Below are 19,756 nucleotides of genomic sequence, written 5' to 3' on the forward strand. Positions count from 1 at the left end.
TAATGGCTAAGATGCTTATTAATCGTGAGATTATCAATCTTGAAGAAAGAAAATTTTAACTTTGAATTGCCGATCGGTTACTCGTTACCACCTAGCAATTACCATGGCACAATTTTTCAGCGCTAGTCTAATTCTCTTTAGCTTGGCTGTTCTTACATTCATCGGTCTACAATTACCACAAAAAAATCCTCACAACCTTAAACCAGAACCTGAAAAACTTATTAATATACCACAAAAACTAGAAAATAGTCAAGAAAAACAAAATAATTTAAACTCGCAGCCAACCCAAAGTTTTTTAATTATCGGTGGTGGCCCAGAACCAGAAGCTAACGAAATTGGCATTGAGAAAAACATTCTGTACTTTCAACGGACTCTGCGTGTAATGGGATACAATCCAGCAGAGGTGCCTATCTTCTTTGCTAATGGTAACAATCAACAAGCCACAGTGAGCTACTTGGACAAAAACGGCAGACAGTTGTTTAAAATTCCAGAGATCCCTAATATCAAGGGTGCCTCAACTTTGTCTAACCTACGGAACGCTTTTGGGCAATTGCAGAGTAAAAAGCCCGATTCAGTGTTCTTTTATTTTACAGGTCACGGAATTCGTAATCCTGAGAATACCAATAATAACATCATATTATTATGGAATGACGAACCATTAAGCGTTCAAATGTTTTCTTCTTTGTTAGATCGATTACCGCCAAAAACCTCTTTTGTAGGTATGATGAGTCAATGCTATTCTGGGTCATTTGCTAATTTAATTTATGAAGCTGGTAATCCTAAACGTCCTGTCACTCAAAGACCTCGCTGTGGTTTCTTTGCTACTGTGAAAACCCGACCTTCCGTTGGCTGTTCCCCAGAAGTTAACGAAGCCGACTATGAGGATTATAGTTCTAGTTTCTTCGCTGGTTTAAGTGGACGCAGCCGCACTGGTAAAACCGTGAATTGGGCTGACTATAACCAAGATGGCAGAGTGTCTTTTGCCGAAGCCCATGCCTTTGCCAAAATAGACCAACAAAATGTTGATTTCCCCCTTTCTACTTCCGAATTTTGGTTACAAAATCAAGCTAATAAAAAGACTCAAGAAACAATCTTAGCTCAGTCGATAAATGCTACTTTAGTAACAGCACGTCCCGAACAAATATCTGTAGTGAATTATATCATAAAAATGTTTAAAATCAACCCAGAAAAGTCTTTTGTTGAAAATCAAAGAACTACCCTGCGAGGGAAAATCAAAACGGAAGAACAAGAAGCTTATTTAATGCGGTTACGCATGGAATTGTTAAATATTGGGATGGAAAAACAAGTGCGAAATTCAGGAAATCCTCAAGCGATCGCCATCCTTGAGAGATTGATTGAATGCGAAAATGGTTCTTGGGGGAAACAATAAACAAGCGGTTGACATAATGAGTAAAATAATTAATTCCAAACTAAGAAAAAAAATCAAACGTGCTGGGCGAATTATTCGCAACTGGCTGAGAAGAAAACTCAGACGATGGTTAAAACCTTGGTTAACACCAAAGAAAAAAACATATCAAGTACGACAAACTTATGTGTTTCCTGAAGAGAAGAGACCTTTAGATAGTGCAGATTATGAATATTTTTTCATACAGTTACTAGAAGGGGTGGATCATGGCTGGCGAAAAAATCAAGTTGAGCGAGTTTTTGCAGCTTTGTGTGAGAAAAGTACAGAAGCAGAATGGATTAATTGGTTAAAAATATTTGGCGATCGCTTATTAGCAGCACAAATATCAAATGAACATTTAGCCAGTCAAATGATTAGATTAGGTGAATTAGGTGGCGGCAGATTTGGCAAAATATCTCGCGAAATAGGCTTTTCTTTATTAGCAAGATCGCCCCAAGCCTACATATACAATCATGAATTTTATCGAGAACGACAAATAGTAGAAACACCCGCTCAAAAAGCCCAAGATTTATTTAATCAAGGAGTCGAACAATTTAACGCCGGAGACTTTTGGGCAGCAATTACAACTTACGACAAAGCCTTAGAAATTTTACCCAATGCTAACGAAATTTGGTACAATCGCGCCAACGCTTTATTTAAATTAGGTAAAGCAGCCGAAGCGATAGCCAGTTATGAAAAAGCCTTGGAATTTAAAGCAGACAAATACGAAGCCTGGAATAATCGCGGCAACGCTTTATTTAATTTAGGCTACATTCAAGAAGCTTTAGAAAGTTACAGTAAAGCCGTAGAAATTCAACCCCAATATCATCAAGCTTGGTTTAACAAAGCAGTATTATTGGGAAATTTAGGGAGGCTAGATGAAGCGATCGCATCTTACGACAAAGCCTTAGAAATTAAACCCCAAGACGATCAAGCTTGGTTTAATCGCGGATTGGTTTTAGGTAATCTTGGTAAATTGGAAGACGCGATCGTTAGTTGGGACAAAGCCTTAACAATTAACCCAGAACGCTACGAAGCATGGTATAACCGCAGTGTAGCTTTGAATAACTTAGGCCGTACAGAAGAAGCTAATGCCAGCTTAGAAAAAGCAAAGGCAATCAAACCAGACATTTATTGACCAGACTGGGGACTGGGGCGGTGGGGAGAGTTTTCAGTTTCTCGTAAGGAGAGTGAGAGAGTTTTGAGTTAATAATCGAACCCATCTCCCCATCTCCCCATCTCCCCATCTCCCCATCTCCCCATCTCCCCATCTCCCCATCCCCTCTTCTCTGCGACAGCAGTAATTGGCTAAAATCGAAAGTGCAATACCATGCAAGGAAATAGCAATGATGGGAAGGATTTGGCAAAAAATAGTGCAGTTTTTTCAGAAATTATTTGGGCGTAGGGGTAGTAAAAGATCCAAATCCTCCATTGCAGCTATAAAAAAGCAAATCCAACCGCCAAAACCATTGGAAAATGCTGATTACGAGTTTTTATTCATGCAGTTATTAGAAGGGATAGCGCATGGTTGGCAACAGCCAAGAGTGGAAAAATTTTTCGCAGAATTAGACGATCGCACCACCCAAGCCCAATGGGTACAATGGATACGTAGCTTTGGCGAAAGATTACTCGCCTTAAGAGCACCAAACCAAGAATTAGCCTTACGAATGTTAGCATTAGGCGAAATGGGTTGCGGAGAAATTAGCGAAACAGCCAGTGAAATTGGTTTAGAGTTATTACAAAAACAGGAAAAACCAATAATCCAAACCCCACAAAATCCAGCAGCTTCTACTCTATTTATAGGTATTGATGAAGCAGGTAATTTAGGCGATCAACCTCAAACAATCTCTTTAGAACAACTTTGGGAATTGTTACAGCAAGATCCAGAATTAGTACAACAAATGGCAGCATTACTGCAAATTAATACTAACAATCCAGAAGAAATTATTCGAGCTTTGATGAATCAATCCGGTGGTGTCCGTATAGATGAAATTTAGATTGTAGAAAGCGTTGGTTTTGCGGAACTCCAGGGACGAGCGGAACTCCGATCGTCCCTAAAACCAGAAAGATCACTCTGGTAAACCTACAAGATTGCCTGTACCGGGAATTACTTTACCGATCGCATAAGCAGCAATATTTTGTGATTCAAACCATTTAATAGTTTCTACTTCTTGATCCGGGTTCACCAAAACTACAAACCCAACCCCCATATTAAAAGTTTCAAACATCGCTTTCGGGTTAACATTACCAGCCGCAGCTAACCAGTCAAAAATTGGTAAAATATGCCAACTATTAGGGATAATTTCAATTGATTGATTAGCACCCAAACAACGAGGCAAATTTTCTGGTAAACCCCCGCCTGTAATATGCGCCATACCATGAATTTCGATTCCAGAAGACTTAGCAGCTAATACAGGTTTGACATAAATTTGAGTCGGAGTTAATAAGACTTCTCCTAAAGTTTTACCGTCTAATTGTTCTGGACGATCGCTCCAATTAAACCCACCATCACTGACAATTTTGCGTACCAAACTAAAACCATTACTGTGGACACCTTGAGAAGCTAAAGCGATCGCCACATCCCCAATTTCCACTTTAGACCCTGACAAAAGTTGGCTCTTTTCCACCACACCCACACAAAAACCCGCCAAATCATACACCCCCGGCGGGTAAAATCCCGGCATTTCCGCCGTTTCCCCTCCTAACAAGCTACACCCCGCCATTTCACATCCCTGACTAATTCCCGCTACCACCTCCGTCAGCTGTTCTTGTTCCAGCTTTCCCGTAGCCAAATAATCCAGAAAAAACAAAGGTTCCGCACCAGAAGTCAGCACATCATTGACACACATTGCCACTAAATCAATGCCTACAGTATTGTGACAATTCAAATCATGAGCTATCTTCAGCTTCGTCCCCACTCCATCAGTTCCCGAAACTAAAACAGGTTCTTTATACCCGCTGGGTAACTCAAAAAAACCGCTAAAACCACCTAACCCACCAATCACTTCCGGTCTGTGGGTACGATTTACTAAACTGCGGATTTTATCTACAAAAGCTCTACCCGCCTCTACATCAACACCCGCTTCTCGATAATCCATTCAATCTGCTCCCACTTCTTTCCAATCCATGCCAAATCCAATTTTTAACCGTAGGACACTGGAAAATTTCCCAAAATTTATGATGGCAAATTATGATAACAATTCCAAATCAATTAATAAACTTTTTATAAAAATTTATTTTATAGTATGGCAGCCAAAAAACCTGGAAACTCAGATTACACCAATAGTTTTACGGAAAAATCGTTGTTTAGTACGGAACTACTTAATCACAAATTGCGGCACATACCGATCCCCAATTAGAAAACTTCATGGTAATCTGTTGCAGTTGCAAATTTAGTAAAGCGAATACGAATCGACTACAAGTTAGCCGAGAATTTTTCGGTAGGGTGCTGATACCAAATGAACACAACCCTCAACAGTAGCGATATTCACCTCGACAGAGCAAAAGCTTATGAAGCAAAGATTTTGGAGCGGTATTTCTGCCGCAATACTAACAACGACCTTGGGGACAACCTTTTCCTGCCATGCCGAAACTAACAAGGTAAAAGTAACGGAATCGGAAGTAAAACCAGGGGCAGTTGCTAGTCAACCTTCACCTCCAGTCAATACTCAACCCGACACAATCAAAGTAGGAGAGTATCAATCAAAGACTGGAAGTGATGCTCAAGAGCAGGTAATCGCCAAAATTCAAGCTCATGAAGTAGCAGGTGGTCAAGCGGCGACCCTTTATTTACGGGATATACCAGTTTTAACTTTTTTTGGCGCTTCTCCAGTTGAGTCAAGCGGTGTCAAACAAGGCACTCTTTCCCAGAAAGGCAGCCAACAAGTGGAAAATGCGGAGATCGATCCAATAGCAAGAGCCACAGCAGTAGCAGCCAAGCTAAACCAATTAAATCGGGAAAACCTGGATGCTAGCCAAATCACAGTTGCTTATGCGGTCAGCAACAAAGTTAGTAGCACCAGGGAAGAAACATTACTTGCACAAGCAAATACCAGTAGCAATCAAAAAACAGGGACATCAGCTAAGAATAATCGCGATCGCTACATCATCACAATCAACAACGAAAAGTTGGTAGAAATTACAGACAACACCAGACTGCCAGACAGCACAAATAACCTAGCTGAAGATGCCCTGCAAGCCACCAACAGATTACGGCGACTCATGGGCAATGCCCCCCCATTAACCGACATTCCTGGTAGGCCCACGTCGCAACAAATGCCAGCACAAGTCGCTTTTGCACCCCTACCCACAGTTAGAGCAGTTCTCAGAGGTTTAGCTTCTTGGTACGGCCCTGGTTTTCACGGCAATCGCAGCGCCAGCGGCGAAAGATACAACCAAAATGCCCTCACTGCTGCTCACCGTAGCCTACCCTTTGGCACAATGGTCAGAGTCACAAACCTGAGAAATGGTTTGTCAGTAGTAGTCAGAATTAACGATCGCGGCCCATACTCCAGAGGTCGCATCATCGACCTTTCCGCCGCTGCCGCCAGAATCATCGGACTAAAAAGCCCAGGAGTAGCCCGCGTCACAGTCGAAGTCTTAGGTGAACCACAAGTAATTACCACCGACTCCCCATTGCCTTTAAGTAACTAGAGATTGGGGACTCTTGGGACGCTCCTGACGCAGTGAGTTCTTCTTTCTCAAGAGTCCCAAGAGTCCCAAGAGTCCCAAGAGTCCCAAGAGTCCCAAGAGTCCCAAGAGTCCCAAGAGTCTCAATCCCAAGAGCCCCCTGCCTGATCCAAGCCCATAAGCAGTGTATTTTCTGGCTGATTCGCTATACACTACTATGGGTCTAATTCGGTGGAAACCTGAAGGAATAAAAGTGCGCCTGTTTACTACAGTTGCGGCACTGCGCTGCTACCTGCGGCAAGCCCGTGCTGGACAACTTAATTCTGAGTTTGAAGTTGGCTTGGTTCCTACGATGGGAGCTTTACACGCAGGTCATCTCAGCTTAATTGAAAAAGCTCGAAAAGAAAATGATGTTGTAGTAGTTAGTATTTTTGTCAATCCCTTACAATTTGGGCCAACAGAAGATTTTCATAAGTATCCCCGACAACTAGAATTCGATCGCCAACTCTGCGAAAAAGTCGGAGTAGATGCTATTTTTTCTCCCACAGCAGCAGAATTAGGAGTAGTAGGGGCGATTCATGAATCGCCTGTACCAGGGGAAACTGCTTTACCTGTGACACAAGTCATCCCACCATCCCCGATGATTTCTTTGCTGTGTGGGCGATCGCGTCAGGGACATTTCCAAGGTGTAACCACCATTGTGGCTAAATTACTCAATATCGTACAACCGGAAAATGCTTATTTTGGTCAGAAGGATGCTCAACAATTAGCAATTATTCGCCGCATGGTACAGGACTTGAATTTCCCTGTAAAAATTGTCGGTTGTCCCATTATTCGCGAACCTTCTGGACTGGCGCTAAGTTCTCGCAATCAATATTTGACCCCAGAACAAAAAGCCGAAGCAGCGATTTTATATCAAGGTTTAAAACAGGCAGAAATTGCTTTTGAGAAAGGAGAAGTGAAAAGTCAGCCCTTAATTGCCATAGTTAAGGCACAATTAGCAAGGGTATCTTCTGTAGCAACAGAATATGTAGAGTTGGTACATCCGAATACACTTAAACCTTTAACAGAAATTGAGGAGGTTGGACTGTTGGCGATCGCAGCGAGGTTGGGTTCTACCCGTCTCATAGATAATATTATTCTTTCCAAACGTCAACCTATTGTGGCTATTGATGGCCCGGCGGGTGCGGGAAAATCTACAGTAGCAAGATCGGTAGCCCAAAGTTTGGGACTACTGTATCTGGATACGGGTGCAATGTACCGTGCTTTAACTTGGTTAGTCATCAAATCAGGCATTTCGGTTGATGATGAACCAGGAGTTACAGAAATTGCTAGTACTTGTCAAATTGATCTTGGCATGAGTGACGATCCCCAAACTGGGGTGCGCGTGTGGATCAATGGCGAAGAATGTACTCAAGAAATTCGCTCTTTAGAAGTTACTTCTAAAGTTTCTGCGATCGCAGCCCAAAAAGCTGTCCGCGATGAACTAGTTAAACAACAGCGACAATGGGGCGAAAAAGGCGGGTTAGTTGCTGAAGGTCGAGATATTGGGACTCATGTTTTCCCTGACGCTGAACTGAAGATTTTCTTGACAGCATCAGTGGCAGAACGTGCCCGTCGCCGTCGTGCCGATTTACAAGCATCACGGGGACTCGATCTAAGTTTGGAAAAAATGCAACAAGACCTTTCCGAACGTGACTCGAAAGATAGTAACCGTGATATTGCGCCTTTAAGAAAAGCTACTGACGCGATCGAAATTTACACCGATGGCTTAAGTATCGCCCAAGTCACTGAGCAAATTACTAACCTCTACCGGGAAAAAACCAAACAGTGAACTACCCCAACTATACCTAAAGGTATAGTTGGGGTAGTTCACCCTAAGAAGTTTTTTTCTTGGTAGTAGTGGTTTTAGTTGTCTTCTTGGCGGTGGTAGTTTTTTGAGTAGTTTTAGTTGCCGAACTCGTGCCTTTACTAGTAGTAGAAGATGTAGTTGATTTTTTCGACTTACTAGTAGATTTGGTCGATTTTTTAGCAGCTAAAGCTTCCAGTGCTTTTTCCAAAGTGATAGTTTCTACAGTTTCCCCTTCTGGAATCGCCGCATTGGTTTTCCCATGCTTGATATAGGAACCATAAGGGCCTTCGTAGATATTCACTGGTTCATCATCGTTGGGATGATTACCCAATTCTCGCAAAGGTGTTTTAGATTTGGAACGAGTACCGCCTCTGGTTTTCTTGGGTTCAGCCAAGATTTCTAATGCACGATTGAGGTCAACTGTCAATACATTATCGCTGGCTTTCAGAGAGCGAAATTCTTTGCCTTCCTTGCCTTGGTCGTAGACAATATAAGGGCCAAAACGTCCTAAACCTGCTTGAATTTTGCCGCCTGTTTCTGGGTGAACGCCGAGATGTCGAGGTAAAGCAAGTAGACCTAAAGCCATTTCCAGGGTGACATCTTCAACATTGACACCTTTTGGCAAAGAAGCACGTTTGGGCTTTTTGTTTTCCTCAGAAACTTCACCTAGTTGAACATAAGGACCATAAGTACCGATGAGAATAAAAATTGGTTCTCCGGTTTCGGGGTCAATGCCGAGTTTATCAGGCCCTTCGGTTTTTTGCCGGAGGATGGTTTCTACTTGTTCTGGGTCTAAGTCAGCGGGTGTGAGGTCTTTAGGAATAGAAGCGGTTACTACACCATCGCCATTTTCGGCTTCGATGTAGGGGCCAAATTTACCTATTCTCACTTTAGCGGCGAGGTTTTCTAGTTCTACAGTCCGGGCTTCTCCTGGGTCTATTTGACTTTCCCGTTCTTTAACTTGGGTTTCTAAGCCTTTTTCTCCTTGATAGAATTGCCGCAGATAAGGTAGCCATTGGGCTTCGCCTGTGGCGATGTCGTCTAGGGTTTGTTCCATTTGGGAGGTAAAGCTGGTGTCTACCAAGTCGGGGAAGTGTTTTTCTAACAGACTGGTGACGGCGAAGGCGGTGAAGGTGGGAACGAGGGCGTTGCCGTTCATTTGGGCGTAGCCGCGATCGATAATTGTACTAATAATACTGGCGTAAGTACTCGGACGACCAATACCTTCACTTTCTAAGGTTTTCACCAAAGACGCTTCGGTGTAACGGGCGGGTGGTTGGGTTTCGTGACTAATGGCTTCCAGTTCCTTACAATTAGGATGATCCCCAACTTTTAATGGTGGCAGAATTACTTCTTGGTCTTCAATCGCCGCTTCTGGGTCGTCGGAACCTTCCACGTAAGCGCGTAAGTACCCTGGAAAGTCGATGCGTTTACCAGTAGAACGGAAACCTGCATCTTCTACTTGCAAGTCTATGGTAATTAAAGTTTGGCGGGAGTCTGCCATTTGGGTGGCGACGGTACGCTTCCAAATTAAGTCGTAAAGTTTGAATTCTAAACCACTGAGTCCGGTTTCTTGGGGAGTGCGGAAACTGCTACCTGCGGGACGAATGGCTTCGTGGGCTTCTTGTGCGCCTTTGCTTTTGGTGGTGTACTTGCGGGGTTGGGGACACAGGTATTGAGTTCCGTACATTTGTTCGACGCAGTTGCGGGCAGCTGCGATCGCTTGTTCCGACAAATGCACCGAATCTGTCCGCATATAGGTAATATAGCCCTGCTCGTACAAACTTTGAGCAATCCGCATCGTGTCACGGGCGGAAAGGTGCAATTTCCGGTTCGATTCCTGTTGTAATGTGGAAGTAGTAAAAGGCGGTGCTGGTTTGCGCGTGACTGGACGTTCTTCAATATTGCTAACTGTCCAAGTTTTATCTAACAGTCTTTCTCGTAAAGCCAAAGCTTCGGCTTCGTTAAGGACAACTACATTGCGTCCAACGACGATTTGCCCGGTAGTTTCGTCAAAATCACTACCAGTCGCCACTTTTGTGCCAGCTAAACTGACTAATTTCGCATCAAAAGGCGATTTTTGCTGTTCTAAGAGAGCTTTTAAATCCCAATAAGTTGCTTGATGGAAGGCGCGACGTTGACGTTCTCTGTGAACTAACAGACGAACAGAAACGGACTGAACTCTTCCGGCTGAGAGTCCCCAAGCGATTTTCTTCCAAAGTAAGGGCGAGAGGGTGTAACCTACGAGTCTGTCTAGGATGCGCCGAGTTTCTTGGGCGTGGACTAACTGTTCGTCAATGTCGCGACAGTTTTTTAAGGCTTTGCGGATAGCGTCTTGGGTGATTTCGTGAAATACCATCCGCTTAATCGGAACTTTGGGTTTGAGAATTTGCTTTAAATGCCAGCTGATGCTTTCCCCTTCGCGGTCTTCGTCAGTTGCCAATACGAGTTCGGTAGCTTCTTTCAGGGCATCTTGTAGTTGTTTGACTACTTTCTTCTTTTCTTTGGGGATCACATACAGGGGTTCAAAGTCTGCTTCTACGTTCACCCCCAACTGTGCCCATTTTTCCCCTTTGACTGTTTCGGGTATTTCGTCAGCTGATGAGGGCAAGTCGCGGACATGACCCATCGATGCTTCTACCCGGTAGTTGGAGGGGAGGAAGTTGCGAATGGTGCGTGCTTTGGTGGGTGATTCGACTATAACAAGGGTTGACATGAGAACTTATACAACAGCAGCTAGGCTAGAGAGTTCAATAAGCGAGTTTTTCAGGCTAGAAAGCAGTAGGCAGAAGGCTCGAAGGGAAGAAAGGGTATTGGGTATTGGGTAAACTCTCCCCCCATCTCCTTTTCCCTCGTCTATCTCAACCAACTACTTTTGACCATACTTTTTTATCTGACTCTCCTAATTACACTTATATAGGATATGAATCACTACAATTTGATTTAATTTGCGGTTTAACCCTTGTATGGTAAGGGTTTGAGGAATTTATTTTCGGGGAGGCAGGTTTGTTAACTTTCGTTGTTTGCCCTCTCTCCTAATTTGCTGAGGCTGAGTTGCGATTCTGCGATCGGTCGAGCTTGAGTCAGAAACTTTTATCTGTATGATATCTCAAATCTTGATTTTGGTTTTCCGATATTTATTTGGGTTGCCTAACTTGGGAAGCACTTCTCAATTGAAGTATCCTTAATGACTGTATTGAGTAGAGAATATATACTAAAAGAGTACGAGTTACCATCTGGTAGCTATGTAATATTTATTTCGTAAGTAGATGAGCCAGGATGCAAAGTTCTAGGCGCAAAACTACTGGTAAGGTTTTTGTGATGCTAGCAAGCTACACAATGGCTGATCTGGCGATCGCAAAACCGAGAATGCAATTAAGTTATAAACCCTGAACCTTTAGCACACTTGTACTAAAATGACATGAACTTTAACGAATTAAATCCAAAAGATGTGGTAGGAGAACGCTACCAAATTATTGAGAAGATAGGAAATGGAGCTTTTGGTTGGACTTATTTAGCAACAGATACCAAAAAGCCTAGCAACCCTCAATGTGTGATTAAACAACTTAAGCCCGTAATTACTATTGAATCAGTTTTGCAGGATGCTCAAAAGCGTTTTGAAACCGAAGCAAAAATACTAGAAAAATTAGGACAACACCACGATCAAATTCCCGAACTATTAGCTTATTTTAAAGAAGATCAAGAGTTTTTTATAGTTCAAGAATTTATTGATGGTAATGATTTTAAAAAAGAGCTAGAAAACTCCAAGCAATTGAATGAAGTCGAAGTAATTTGGTTACTAAAAAATATTTTAGAAATATTAATAATCATACATCAACAAAATGTGATTCACCGGGATATTAAACCCTCCAATTTAATTCGACGCAGAAGTGATGGTAAGTTTGTTTTGATTGATTTCGGCACGGTGAAAGAAATCACCAGCTTGTCAGCGGATTCTTATGGTCAAACAATTTATACAGAAGTTGTTGGCACTCTTGGTTATATAGCACCTGAACAAACAGCTGGACATCCAGATATTAGGAGCGATTTTTATGCTTTGGGTATAACAGCAATTCAAGCTTTAACTGGGAAGTCTCCAAATACTTTTCCCAAGGATTCGCAAACAGGAGAACTTGTTTGGCGAGAGGGAACAGAGGTTAGCCCGAAGCTAGCAGAAGTTTTGGATAAAATGGTGCGCTTTGATTTTAGAGATCGCTATCAATCTGCATCGGAAATTTTAAATGCTTTAGGAAACCCAGGTATTCAGCCACTATCATTTTTAAAGAAGCGCTGGCAACTATTTGTGATATTATTAACAGGTATCATACTGATTAATGTATTAATTAATCTGCCAAAAATTATTTATAATCAAGCTCAAGACCTAGATAACTCAAAAAATTTTGACAAAGCGATTGAATTGTATGATTTAGCAATCAAGCTTAAACCAGACTACTATAGGGCTTGGACTAGTCGCGGTGATACATATATTAAATTAAATAAATTTATAGAGGCTGAAAATTCTTGTAAAAGAGCAACAGAAATAAATGAAAAATATAGTGATTCATGGAACTGTTTAGGTCTTGCATTACAACGACAAGGGAAAAATCAAGAAGCAATTGTCGCTTTTGATAAGGCAATAAAATTAGAGCAAAATTTTAAAGAAGCTTGGCATAATAAAGGTGAAGCACTGTTGCAATTGGAGGGGCGAGAACAAGAAGCGATCGAGGCTTTTGATGAGGCAATTCGCATCGATAAACAATTTTTTTCGGCTTGGAATAATAGAGGTAAAGCTTATCATAAGTTGCGTAAATACGACGAGGCAATTAATAACTTTAAACAATCGCTAAAAATTAACGATCGATACCATTATGCGTGGATTGGCCTTGGCAATACATTAAGACAATTTGATGGGCGCGAAGAAGAAGCTTTGAATGCCTTCAAAAAGGCAATCGAAATTGAGCCAAACGCATACGAAGCTTGGTATGGCAAAGGTGCTGTTTTAAACAAATTAAATAAGTTGCAGGACGCTCTAGCTGCTCATGAACAAGCGATTAAAATTGAGCCAAACTACCAGCCATCAATCAATGAAATACAACAGTTGAAGAAAAAATTAGGAATTCAACTGTAATTCTTAAAGTTATTAATAAATATTTAATTGTCTTATCATCGAAAAGCCAAACTTCTACAGCTTAATTAATTTATGCTGTGATTATGGCTACTACAGAAATGGGACAGTCATTCCAAATACAGTGACTCTTTCTTTTCCGGGGTTTCGGATGTACCCTTGATATGTACCTGATAAAGCCACATCAGGTAGTTTGGACTTAACAAAAGCATGATCTTCTGTTGGAGCAAGAGTGAATAACATTTCATTTGTGGAACTGCAAGACCCATCAGGGATTTTTGCCAGACACATTCCATACTTACCATCTTGTCCTTGCCCAAAAGAAAGATGAATAACGCCTTTGGAGCGAGTTTGTAATTTGTCAGATACACTCTGACAAAGTTGTTGCGCTCTCTGAGGGTTAGGAAATGCTCTGTACCAATGAAAGATTACTTTTGTTTGTGGATTAGCATTGCCTGAAAAAGCTTGCAGGATTGTCCTTGGTTGATTGGACGTATTAATACAACGAAAAGTTATGCTATTGGCATTATTAGCATAGCCCAGCTGATTGAAGATAGTGATAGGACTCAGAGCAATTGCAGTTGCAGTGAAACCGATGAATAGTGGTTGGAGCTTCATAGTAGATTCAGTGCGCTAATAAATTAAGATATACCATAGAACGCAAAATTTTACATACCCGAAAACCTTATTAGAGATTCAAAAGATGAGATTTTCTTATACTATTCCAGCCGTTTTAATTGGTGTATCAGTGTTCGTTCAGCCTGTAATAGTAGTTACATTAGCTTCTGAGCAGCAGTTTAATGACAAGGCGAGAAAGTTAACTGTAAGAATTGATTTAAATAAGACACCTGCTGGCTCTGGAGTAATTTTATATAAGCAAGTTGATATTCACAAAAAGACCAATATTTATTACGTCCTCACTGCAAAGCACGTTCTCTCACAGTCGGGTGAATACAGTTTAATCACATATCCCGATCAAAAGCCACATCAAATTTCCCCTAGCTCAGTTACTCTACTACCTGATGTTGATTTAGCTATCTTGCAGTTTGAGAGTTCGGCGGATTATAGCTTTGCTACCCCAATAAAAGTAGAAGATTTAAAAGCGACTGATGGAGCCAGAGTCTGGATTGTCGGTTATCCAAAATATACTGTAGGGAGTCCAATTCCAAAAGATCCTCCTGTAATTCCTGGGAATATTATTTTACCTCCCGGTCAATCTTTAGATAATAACTATGACCTTGCATACAACAACCCTACAGCTAGGGGAATGAGTGGTAGCCCTATTTTAAATCAGAGGGGAGAACTAATTGGAGTTCATGGAAGAGGTGGTAAGGAAATTAACCCAAACAATTCAGCACCAGAATCAGTTCAGATCAATTATGGTATTTCTATCAAAGTGTTTAATGAAAGGGCGGCAAAAGCTTTTTTTGAACTAGGAATGAAAAACTTAGAGCAGAAAAATTATACAAGAGCACGCGAAGATTTTTCTTTAGCATTGCGCTTTAATCCTAAATTTGCTGATGCTTATATGGGTTTAAGTCGTGCTTATTTTGGGATGGTAAATTATGCTGAAGCTAGTAGGAATGTTTCTAGAGCGATCGATAATTATCCCAAAACAGCTAATAATCCTCAATTAGCAGAAGCTTACCGACTTCAAGGTGCGATCTTTGTAGAACAGAAAAATTATCGAGAAGCGGAAAAGAACTATCAACAAGCTATTCAGTTTAATTCTAACGATGCTAATTTTGTTGCTGATGTCCAACGTCGAATAGAAGCTCTGCCAAAACCTCAAATTTCCAACGTTCCACAACCAAAACCTACTACTCCACCAACAACAGGAACACAACCAGTTGCTACTCGCTTACCATCAGATTGGGTATTTACAACTCTGCCAGCACAAGCGAAAGTTTTTACTGTTGCGTTTAGTCCTGATGGGCGGTTTCTTGCTAGTGGTACTGAAGATGGGAAAATTCAATTGTGGGATTTAACAGCTGGAAAATCTAGCGCAATTAATGCTCATTCAAAAGAAGTCAATGCTATTGTTTTCAGTCCAGACGGAACAAAACTTGCTAGTAGTGCTTCGGATGGTGTCAAGATTTGGAATTTACAGCAAGGTAGTTTAAGTCATTTTAAAAATTTAGCTAACGCTAGTCTTAAAGTACAATCGATCGCCTTTAGCCCAAATGGACAAAATATTGCCACTGGAACCGCAGAAGGTCAAATAAAACTTTGGCAAGTAAATACAGGAAAATGGCTGCGCGATCTCTCTGGGCATAAAGGACGAGTTAGCGCCCTAGCATATAGTCCTGATGGAAAAATAATAGTTAGTGGAGGGATAGACAACAGTATTAGGATTTGGAATTTGTCGCAAAGAAATAGTCAACCATTAGTACTTACTGGACATCAAGATTTGATTTTATCTATTATTTTTAGTCGGGATGGACAAACTCTTATTACTAGTAGCCGCGACAGAACAATCAGAATGTGGAATTTCAACACCAGACAGTTGCAACGCCCACCATTATCTGTTGACGGATTGATTCTTAATTTTTATGTTGCTATTAGTCCAGATGGAAATATACTTGCTAGCGGCAATAATTCAAACATCAAAATTTGGAATTTGTCCAATAATCAATCACAAGAACTCGCTGGACATAATCATTCTGTTAGTTCTCTTGTGTTCAGTTCTGATGGTAAACTTGCTAGTGGTAGTCAGGACGGAACAATTAGAATTTGGCAGAAGAAGTAAGATTAATTGGCTTTTTTCTTCAAGTTAATTAGGAAAAAAGTTATTAATTTAAGCGAATTCTTTTAAGAGGTTTTCTACATTGGTATCTGCATATCCAATCTCTGGTTGTGGTTTACCTGCCAACATTGATTGAATTTTTTTTAGATTGGCTATTATACTGGTTTGATCTCTAAAATTTCCGGCAGTGTATAGCTTATTTTTAACCTCTGCAATCAGGGAATTATTAGTATTTTCCTTGACTTCGCTGAGTTCTGGTAACTTTTTTAAAGCGTGAGTTCTCAGTAAATTCAGTTTTTCATCAGGATGACTAATTTCTCGACAAACTACTTTGGTAATCTCATTAGTAACATATTGCTTAACTGCTGGTTGTAAGGTATATTTGGCTTGTTGCTTTTCTAGGAGCGATCGCCAATTGAGAGATTCCAAAGCATCGAGTAATTCTAAAGGAGAAACAGGTAATAAGAAACAATCGCGTAATTGTTTTAGGGAAATTGGATTTTCTTCGATCGCTAACCAGTACAAAATTTCTTTTTCTCTTTGTGATAAGCGATTTACTTGATCTTCGATCAAAAAAGCAATATCTCTGACAACTAATGTTAAACTTTGGTCTAAAAACTCAGCAACATTACCATTAAATAACTCCTCTATTGTTTTAGCAATAATCTTTAAAGCTAAGGGATTGCCTCGATAAAGATTAATCAAGATTCTCCATTGATCTTGTCCAGATAATTCTTGATCTTGCAAAATTTGTCGAGCAGATTCTCCCAAACCTTCTAATTGTAAGGTGCGTATTGGTAAAGATTTGGCTTCTAAATAAGGTATTTCTCTAGGGTTTTCTCGACTGATTAACAGCAAGCAACTTTGGTGCGATTCTTCTCCTAATCGCCTCAGTAATTTACCATAATCTTTATAGTTTGGTTCATAATGTCCGACAAATTCATTACTACTGAGAATTCCTTCCCAATTATCTATAACTAATAAGCATCGATGATTTTGTAAATACTCAATCAATAAAGAGATTTGCTGGTTAATATCTTCTGGTAAATGAGGTTTTTGATTACCAGATAAAGCTTTAATAAAATCAGTCAAAATATTATTTAGGGGTGGTGCATTTCTTAAAGTTCGCCAAATTACCAAAAATTGAAATTGTTTATGAATTTGTTGAGCTAATTTTACAGCTAAGGAAGTTTTACCAATTCCCCCCATTCCTAGCAATGCGACAATTCGAGATTTATCTTGCACAATCCATTTTTCTAAGGTTTCGAGTTCTTGTTCTCTGCCATATAAATCTAAAACTTCAGGTGCATCTCCCCAGTCTGGATGCCGATCGGAAATGTCGTTACTCGAAGTTGCTGGTGCAGCAATTTTAGTTGTCAGTATTAATTCGGAAAAGCGATCGCTCACTAACTCTGGTTTATACCTGGCAAATAGTGCAATCAAATCCTCTCGTCTGTTCTTTTTTAACCCTGCTACTTCGCTGTCAATTTCAAAGCGATCGCACAAATTTTGAATATGCTTGCGAACTGTACCTGGTGAAGCGCCTATTTCTTGCGCTATGCGATCGTCCGTTTTCCCCTTCAGCAACAACTCTAACACCTGTTTCGGTTTTGGGGTCAACTCTTGAAGTCTGATCGTGAATTCATTTATATCCATGCAATGTGGCTACTTTAAGTGTAAAATTCTTTTTCACAGCAGTACCACCATTATACACATTTTTCCTTTTCTTCCTACATCGCTGTCCGAAACTATAAGTCCGACGATCCTGTTTCCCGATTTGTCTGAAAAAAAATTTCTGATCCCACTTGACAGATACACATTGTGCGGTTAATGTGTATTTAGCCCAGAAACAGGCAAAAGCCAAGGCTGGGAAGACTTCATGCACCTGGAAAACTGAATATGAGTAATTTTTTTATTGACTCTCAAGTTGAGTTGTTTCCAGACAAAATACAGGCAACTGTAGTCGAGAAAATCACTTCCCATCAACCGGGACGAGTTTGGTGTCGAGGCAGTTATTGGCCTGCAAGACTTTACCAGCTTGATTACAGTATCACCCTGGAGCCATCCCAGCAAGTTTTTGCCGTGGGCATTGAGGGAATTACCCTACTGATTGTTTCCGAGTGAATACCAGAAGCAATTTCACACAAAGAAGAGTTTCAATTCACAGAACAGACATCTGCCAAAAAAAAGCGATGCCTAACAATCAGACACCGCCAAACAAAACCAAAACAAAAAATAGCACATGAACGACAGAATTCAGAATGGATCGTTTGTCAATGCTAGGTTCAGATCGCGCTTAAACGACATACTGATTGGGACGCAAAAGCATGACCTATTAGATGGAGGTTTAGGCAATGACAGCATTTTTGGAAATTCAGGCAACGACATATTAAAAGGGGGTGACGGCAACGATCGACTATTTGGCGATCGCGGAAACGATGTACTTTATGGCGATCGCGGATCTGATACCATGACTGGCGGCGAAGGGAATGACATCTTCGTAATCGTTCAGCCAGCATTTGTTTCCGAAACCGACATAATTACAGACTTTGGCAATGGCAAAGACTCCATTGGATTGCAAGGTCTGAAATTTGCAGATTTAAACATCTTCGATGATAAAGAAGGCAACACAATCATTCAGGACAAAGTTTCTGGCTCTGCTTTAGCAATATTGCAGGGTGTGAATAGCAGCAGCATCGGGCCAGCGCAAATTTTAACTTTCCAACCTGGTGATGTGGTTCTGGATTGGAATCGCATCGTCTTAGATGCCATTCGCGCCGATGGAACACCGCCACCCATTGCCGCACGCAACTTAGCAATGGTTCACACTGCTGTTTATGACGCAGTAAACGCGATCGCCGAAACTCACAGTATCTACCGCGTAGACGCTGATGCCCCAGAAGGCGCATCCGCCGAAGCTGCTGCTGCCACTGCTGCCTACCGTGTCTTACTGAATCTGTACCCAGAACAAGCAACTACATTCAAAACTCAATTCAACGCATCTTTGGCAGAAATTTTAGATGGCAAATCGGAAACCGATGGAATCGCCTTGGGAGAATCAGTTGCTTTTCAAATCTTGGCTTGGCGCAGTACAGATGGAGTAAATACACAAGTTGACTACACGCCGGGAACTAACCCTGGTCAATGGCAACCAACGGCTCCTAACTTTGCTCCAGCATTATTGCCCCAATTCCCTAACGTGACTCCTTTTGCGATGACTAGTGGAGATCAGTTCCGTCCCCAAGGCCCTCCAGCATTAAATAGTGCGGAATATGCTTTGGAATTCGATTTAGTTAAGCACATGGGCAGACATGACAGCTTGATTCGGACTCCAGAGCAAACAGAAATCGCCCACTTTTGGGCAGATGGGCCGGGTACTTTTACCCCTCCCGGTCACTGGAATCAGATTGCGGGACAAGTGGCTTTAAATGAGGGTAATACCTTGGCGGAAAATGCGCGGTTGTTTGCCTCTCTAAATATTGCCTTAGCTGATGCGGCGATCGTTGCTTGGGATGCCAAATATTTTTACGACTTCTGGCGACCAATCACCGCTATTGAGCAAGCACATAATGACGGCAATCCCTTAACTACAGCCGATCCCAATTGGGACCCACTGCTAAACACGCCGCCGTTTTCGGAATATGTATCAGGACACAGCACATTTAGCGGTGCGGCAGATACAATTCTCAGTTCATTTTTTGGCAATAACGTCAGTTTTACTGATACTGGCGATCCTTCTGTTGGCATTATTCGTAACTTTGATAACTTTACTGATGCTGCAAATGAAGCTGGAATCAGTCGCATCTATGGTGGCATTCATTTCCAATCTGGAAACGAAGACGGACTAGCGGCTGGTCGAGCTTTAGGGGAATATGTTTTGCAGAACTTTTTGGGGAGTGAGTCACCGATTACCCAAAACGCCCTGATTGCATAAAAAGTTATTTCGATCGCTAAAAAAGTAGAGACGTTGTATACAACGTCTCTACCTACTCTACCTAC

13 protein-coding genes are annotated in these 19,756 nt (G+C 41.3%); 9 read left to right on the top strand and 4 right to left on the bottom strand.

The genetic code is table 11. The features are described 5' to 3' along the window. Positions 1-103 precede the first annotated feature (103 nt). The 3 genes from ACE1CC_RS17435 to ACE1CC_RS17445 all read left to right on the top strand — a co-directional run bounded on the left by ACE1CC_RS17435 (position 104) and on the right by ACE1CC_RS17445 (position 3,402). A complete protein-coding gene (locus ACE1CC_RS17435; protein WP_413271699.1) occupies positions 104-1,390 on the top strand; it encodes a C13 family peptidase in 1,287 nt (428 codons plus the stop codon). Between the two features lie 16 nt (positions 1,391-1,406). Then, a complete protein-coding gene (locus tag ACE1CC_RS17440; RefSeq protein WP_413271700.1) occupies positions 1,407-2,543 on the top strand; it encodes a tetratricopeptide repeat protein in 1,137 nt (378 codons plus the stop codon). Between the two features lie 208 nt (positions 2,544-2,751). After that, positions 2,752-3,402 carry a hypothetical protein gene (locus ACE1CC_RS17445; RefSeq protein WP_413271701.1) on the top strand — a complete coding sequence of 217 codons (651 nt, stop codon included), beginning with the start codon at positions 2,752-2,754 and terminating at the stop codon, positions 3,400-3,402. A 72-nt stretch (positions 3,403-3,474) separates the two neighbouring features. Here the strand turns inward: ACE1CC_RS17445 and purM are convergent, their stop codons facing one another. Then, positions 3,475-4,503, bottom strand: a complete 1,029-nt coding sequence (gene purM / locus ACE1CC_RS17450; protein ID WP_413271702.1) for a phosphoribosylformylglycinamidine cyclo-ligase — start codon at positions 4,501-4,503, stop codon at positions 3,475-3,477. 412 nt (positions 4,504-4,915) lie between these two features. On the opposite strand from purM, the gene ACE1CC_RS17455 reads away from it, so the two are divergent. Together ACE1CC_RS17455 and ACE1CC_RS17460 are read left to right on the top strand one after the other, a co-directional pair. Beyond that, positions 4,916-6,058: a septal ring lytic transglycosylase RlpA family protein gene (locus tag ACE1CC_RS17455; RefSeq protein WP_413271703.1), complete on the top strand. Its 1,143-nt coding sequence runs from the start codon at positions 4,916-4,918 to the stop codon at positions 6,056-6,058. 229 nt (positions 6,059-6,287) lie between these two features. Further along, positions 6,288-7,868, top strand: a complete 1,581-nt coding sequence (locus ACE1CC_RS17460) for a bifunctional pantoate--beta-alanine ligase/(d)CMP kinase (protein ID WP_413271722.1) — start codon at positions 6,288-6,290, stop codon at positions 7,866-7,868. A 43-nt stretch (positions 7,869-7,911) separates the two neighbouring features. Here ACE1CC_RS17460 and topA read toward each other — a convergent pair whose 3' ends face one another. Next, positions 7,912-10,602, bottom strand: a complete 2,691-nt coding sequence (gene topA / locus ACE1CC_RS17465) for a type I DNA topoisomerase (RefSeq protein WP_413271704.1) — start codon at positions 10,600-10,602, stop codon at positions 7,912-7,914. A gap of 705 nt (positions 10,603-11,307) precedes the next feature. On the opposite strand from topA, the gene ACE1CC_RS17470 reads away from it, so the two are divergent. Next, positions 11,308-13,014: a protein kinase domain-containing protein gene (locus ACE1CC_RS17470; protein WP_413271705.1), complete on the top strand. Its 1,707-nt coding sequence runs from the start codon at positions 11,308-11,310 to the stop codon at positions 13,012-13,014. A 90-nt stretch (positions 13,015-13,104) separates the two neighbouring features. Here ACE1CC_RS17470 and ACE1CC_RS17475 read toward each other — a convergent pair whose 3' ends face one another. Next, positions 13,105-13,629: a COP23 domain-containing protein gene (locus tag ACE1CC_RS17475; RefSeq protein WP_413271706.1), complete on the bottom strand. Its 525-nt coding sequence runs from the start codon at positions 13,627-13,629 to the stop codon at positions 13,105-13,107. A gap of 85 nt (positions 13,630-13,714) precedes the next feature. On the opposite strand from ACE1CC_RS17475, the gene ACE1CC_RS17480 reads away from it, so the two are divergent. Beyond that, the gene (locus ACE1CC_RS17480; RefSeq protein WP_413271707.1) at positions 13,715-15,760 is read left to right on the top strand and encodes a WD40 domain-containing protein; all 2,046 of its coding nucleotides are present in this window, start codon (positions 13,715-13,717) and stop codon (positions 15,758-15,760) included. Between the two features lie 48 nt (positions 15,761-15,808). On the opposite strand, the gene ACE1CC_RS17485 is transcribed toward ACE1CC_RS17480, so the two are convergent. Next, on the bottom strand, positions 15,809-17,413 hold the full coding sequence (locus tag ACE1CC_RS17485) for an NB-ARC domain-containing protein (protein WP_413271708.1): 1,605 nt from the start codon (positions 17,411-17,413) through the stop codon (positions 15,809-15,811). 243 nt (positions 17,414-17,656) lie between these two features. Between ACE1CC_RS17485 and ACE1CC_RS17490 the strand changes: the two genes are divergently transcribed. Beyond that, complete coding sequence (locus tag ACE1CC_RS17490; protein ID WP_413271709.1) at positions 17,657-17,881, top strand: NfeD family protein; 225 nt, start codon at positions 17,657-17,659, stop codon at positions 17,879-17,881. A gap of 118 nt (positions 17,882-17,999) precedes the next feature. Next, positions 18,000-19,691, top strand: a complete 1,692-nt coding sequence (locus tag ACE1CC_RS17495; RefSeq protein WP_413271710.1) for a M10 family metallopeptidase C-terminal domain-containing protein — start codon at positions 18,000-18,002, stop codon at positions 19,689-19,691. The last annotated feature ends 65 nt before the right edge of the window (positions 19,692-19,756 follow it).

It is taken from the genome of Floridaenema aerugineum BLCC-F46 (assembly GCF_041929345.1).
GTDB lineage: Bacteria > Cyanobacteriota > Cyanobacteriia > Cyanobacteriales > Aerosakkonemataceae > Floridanema > Floridanema aerugineum.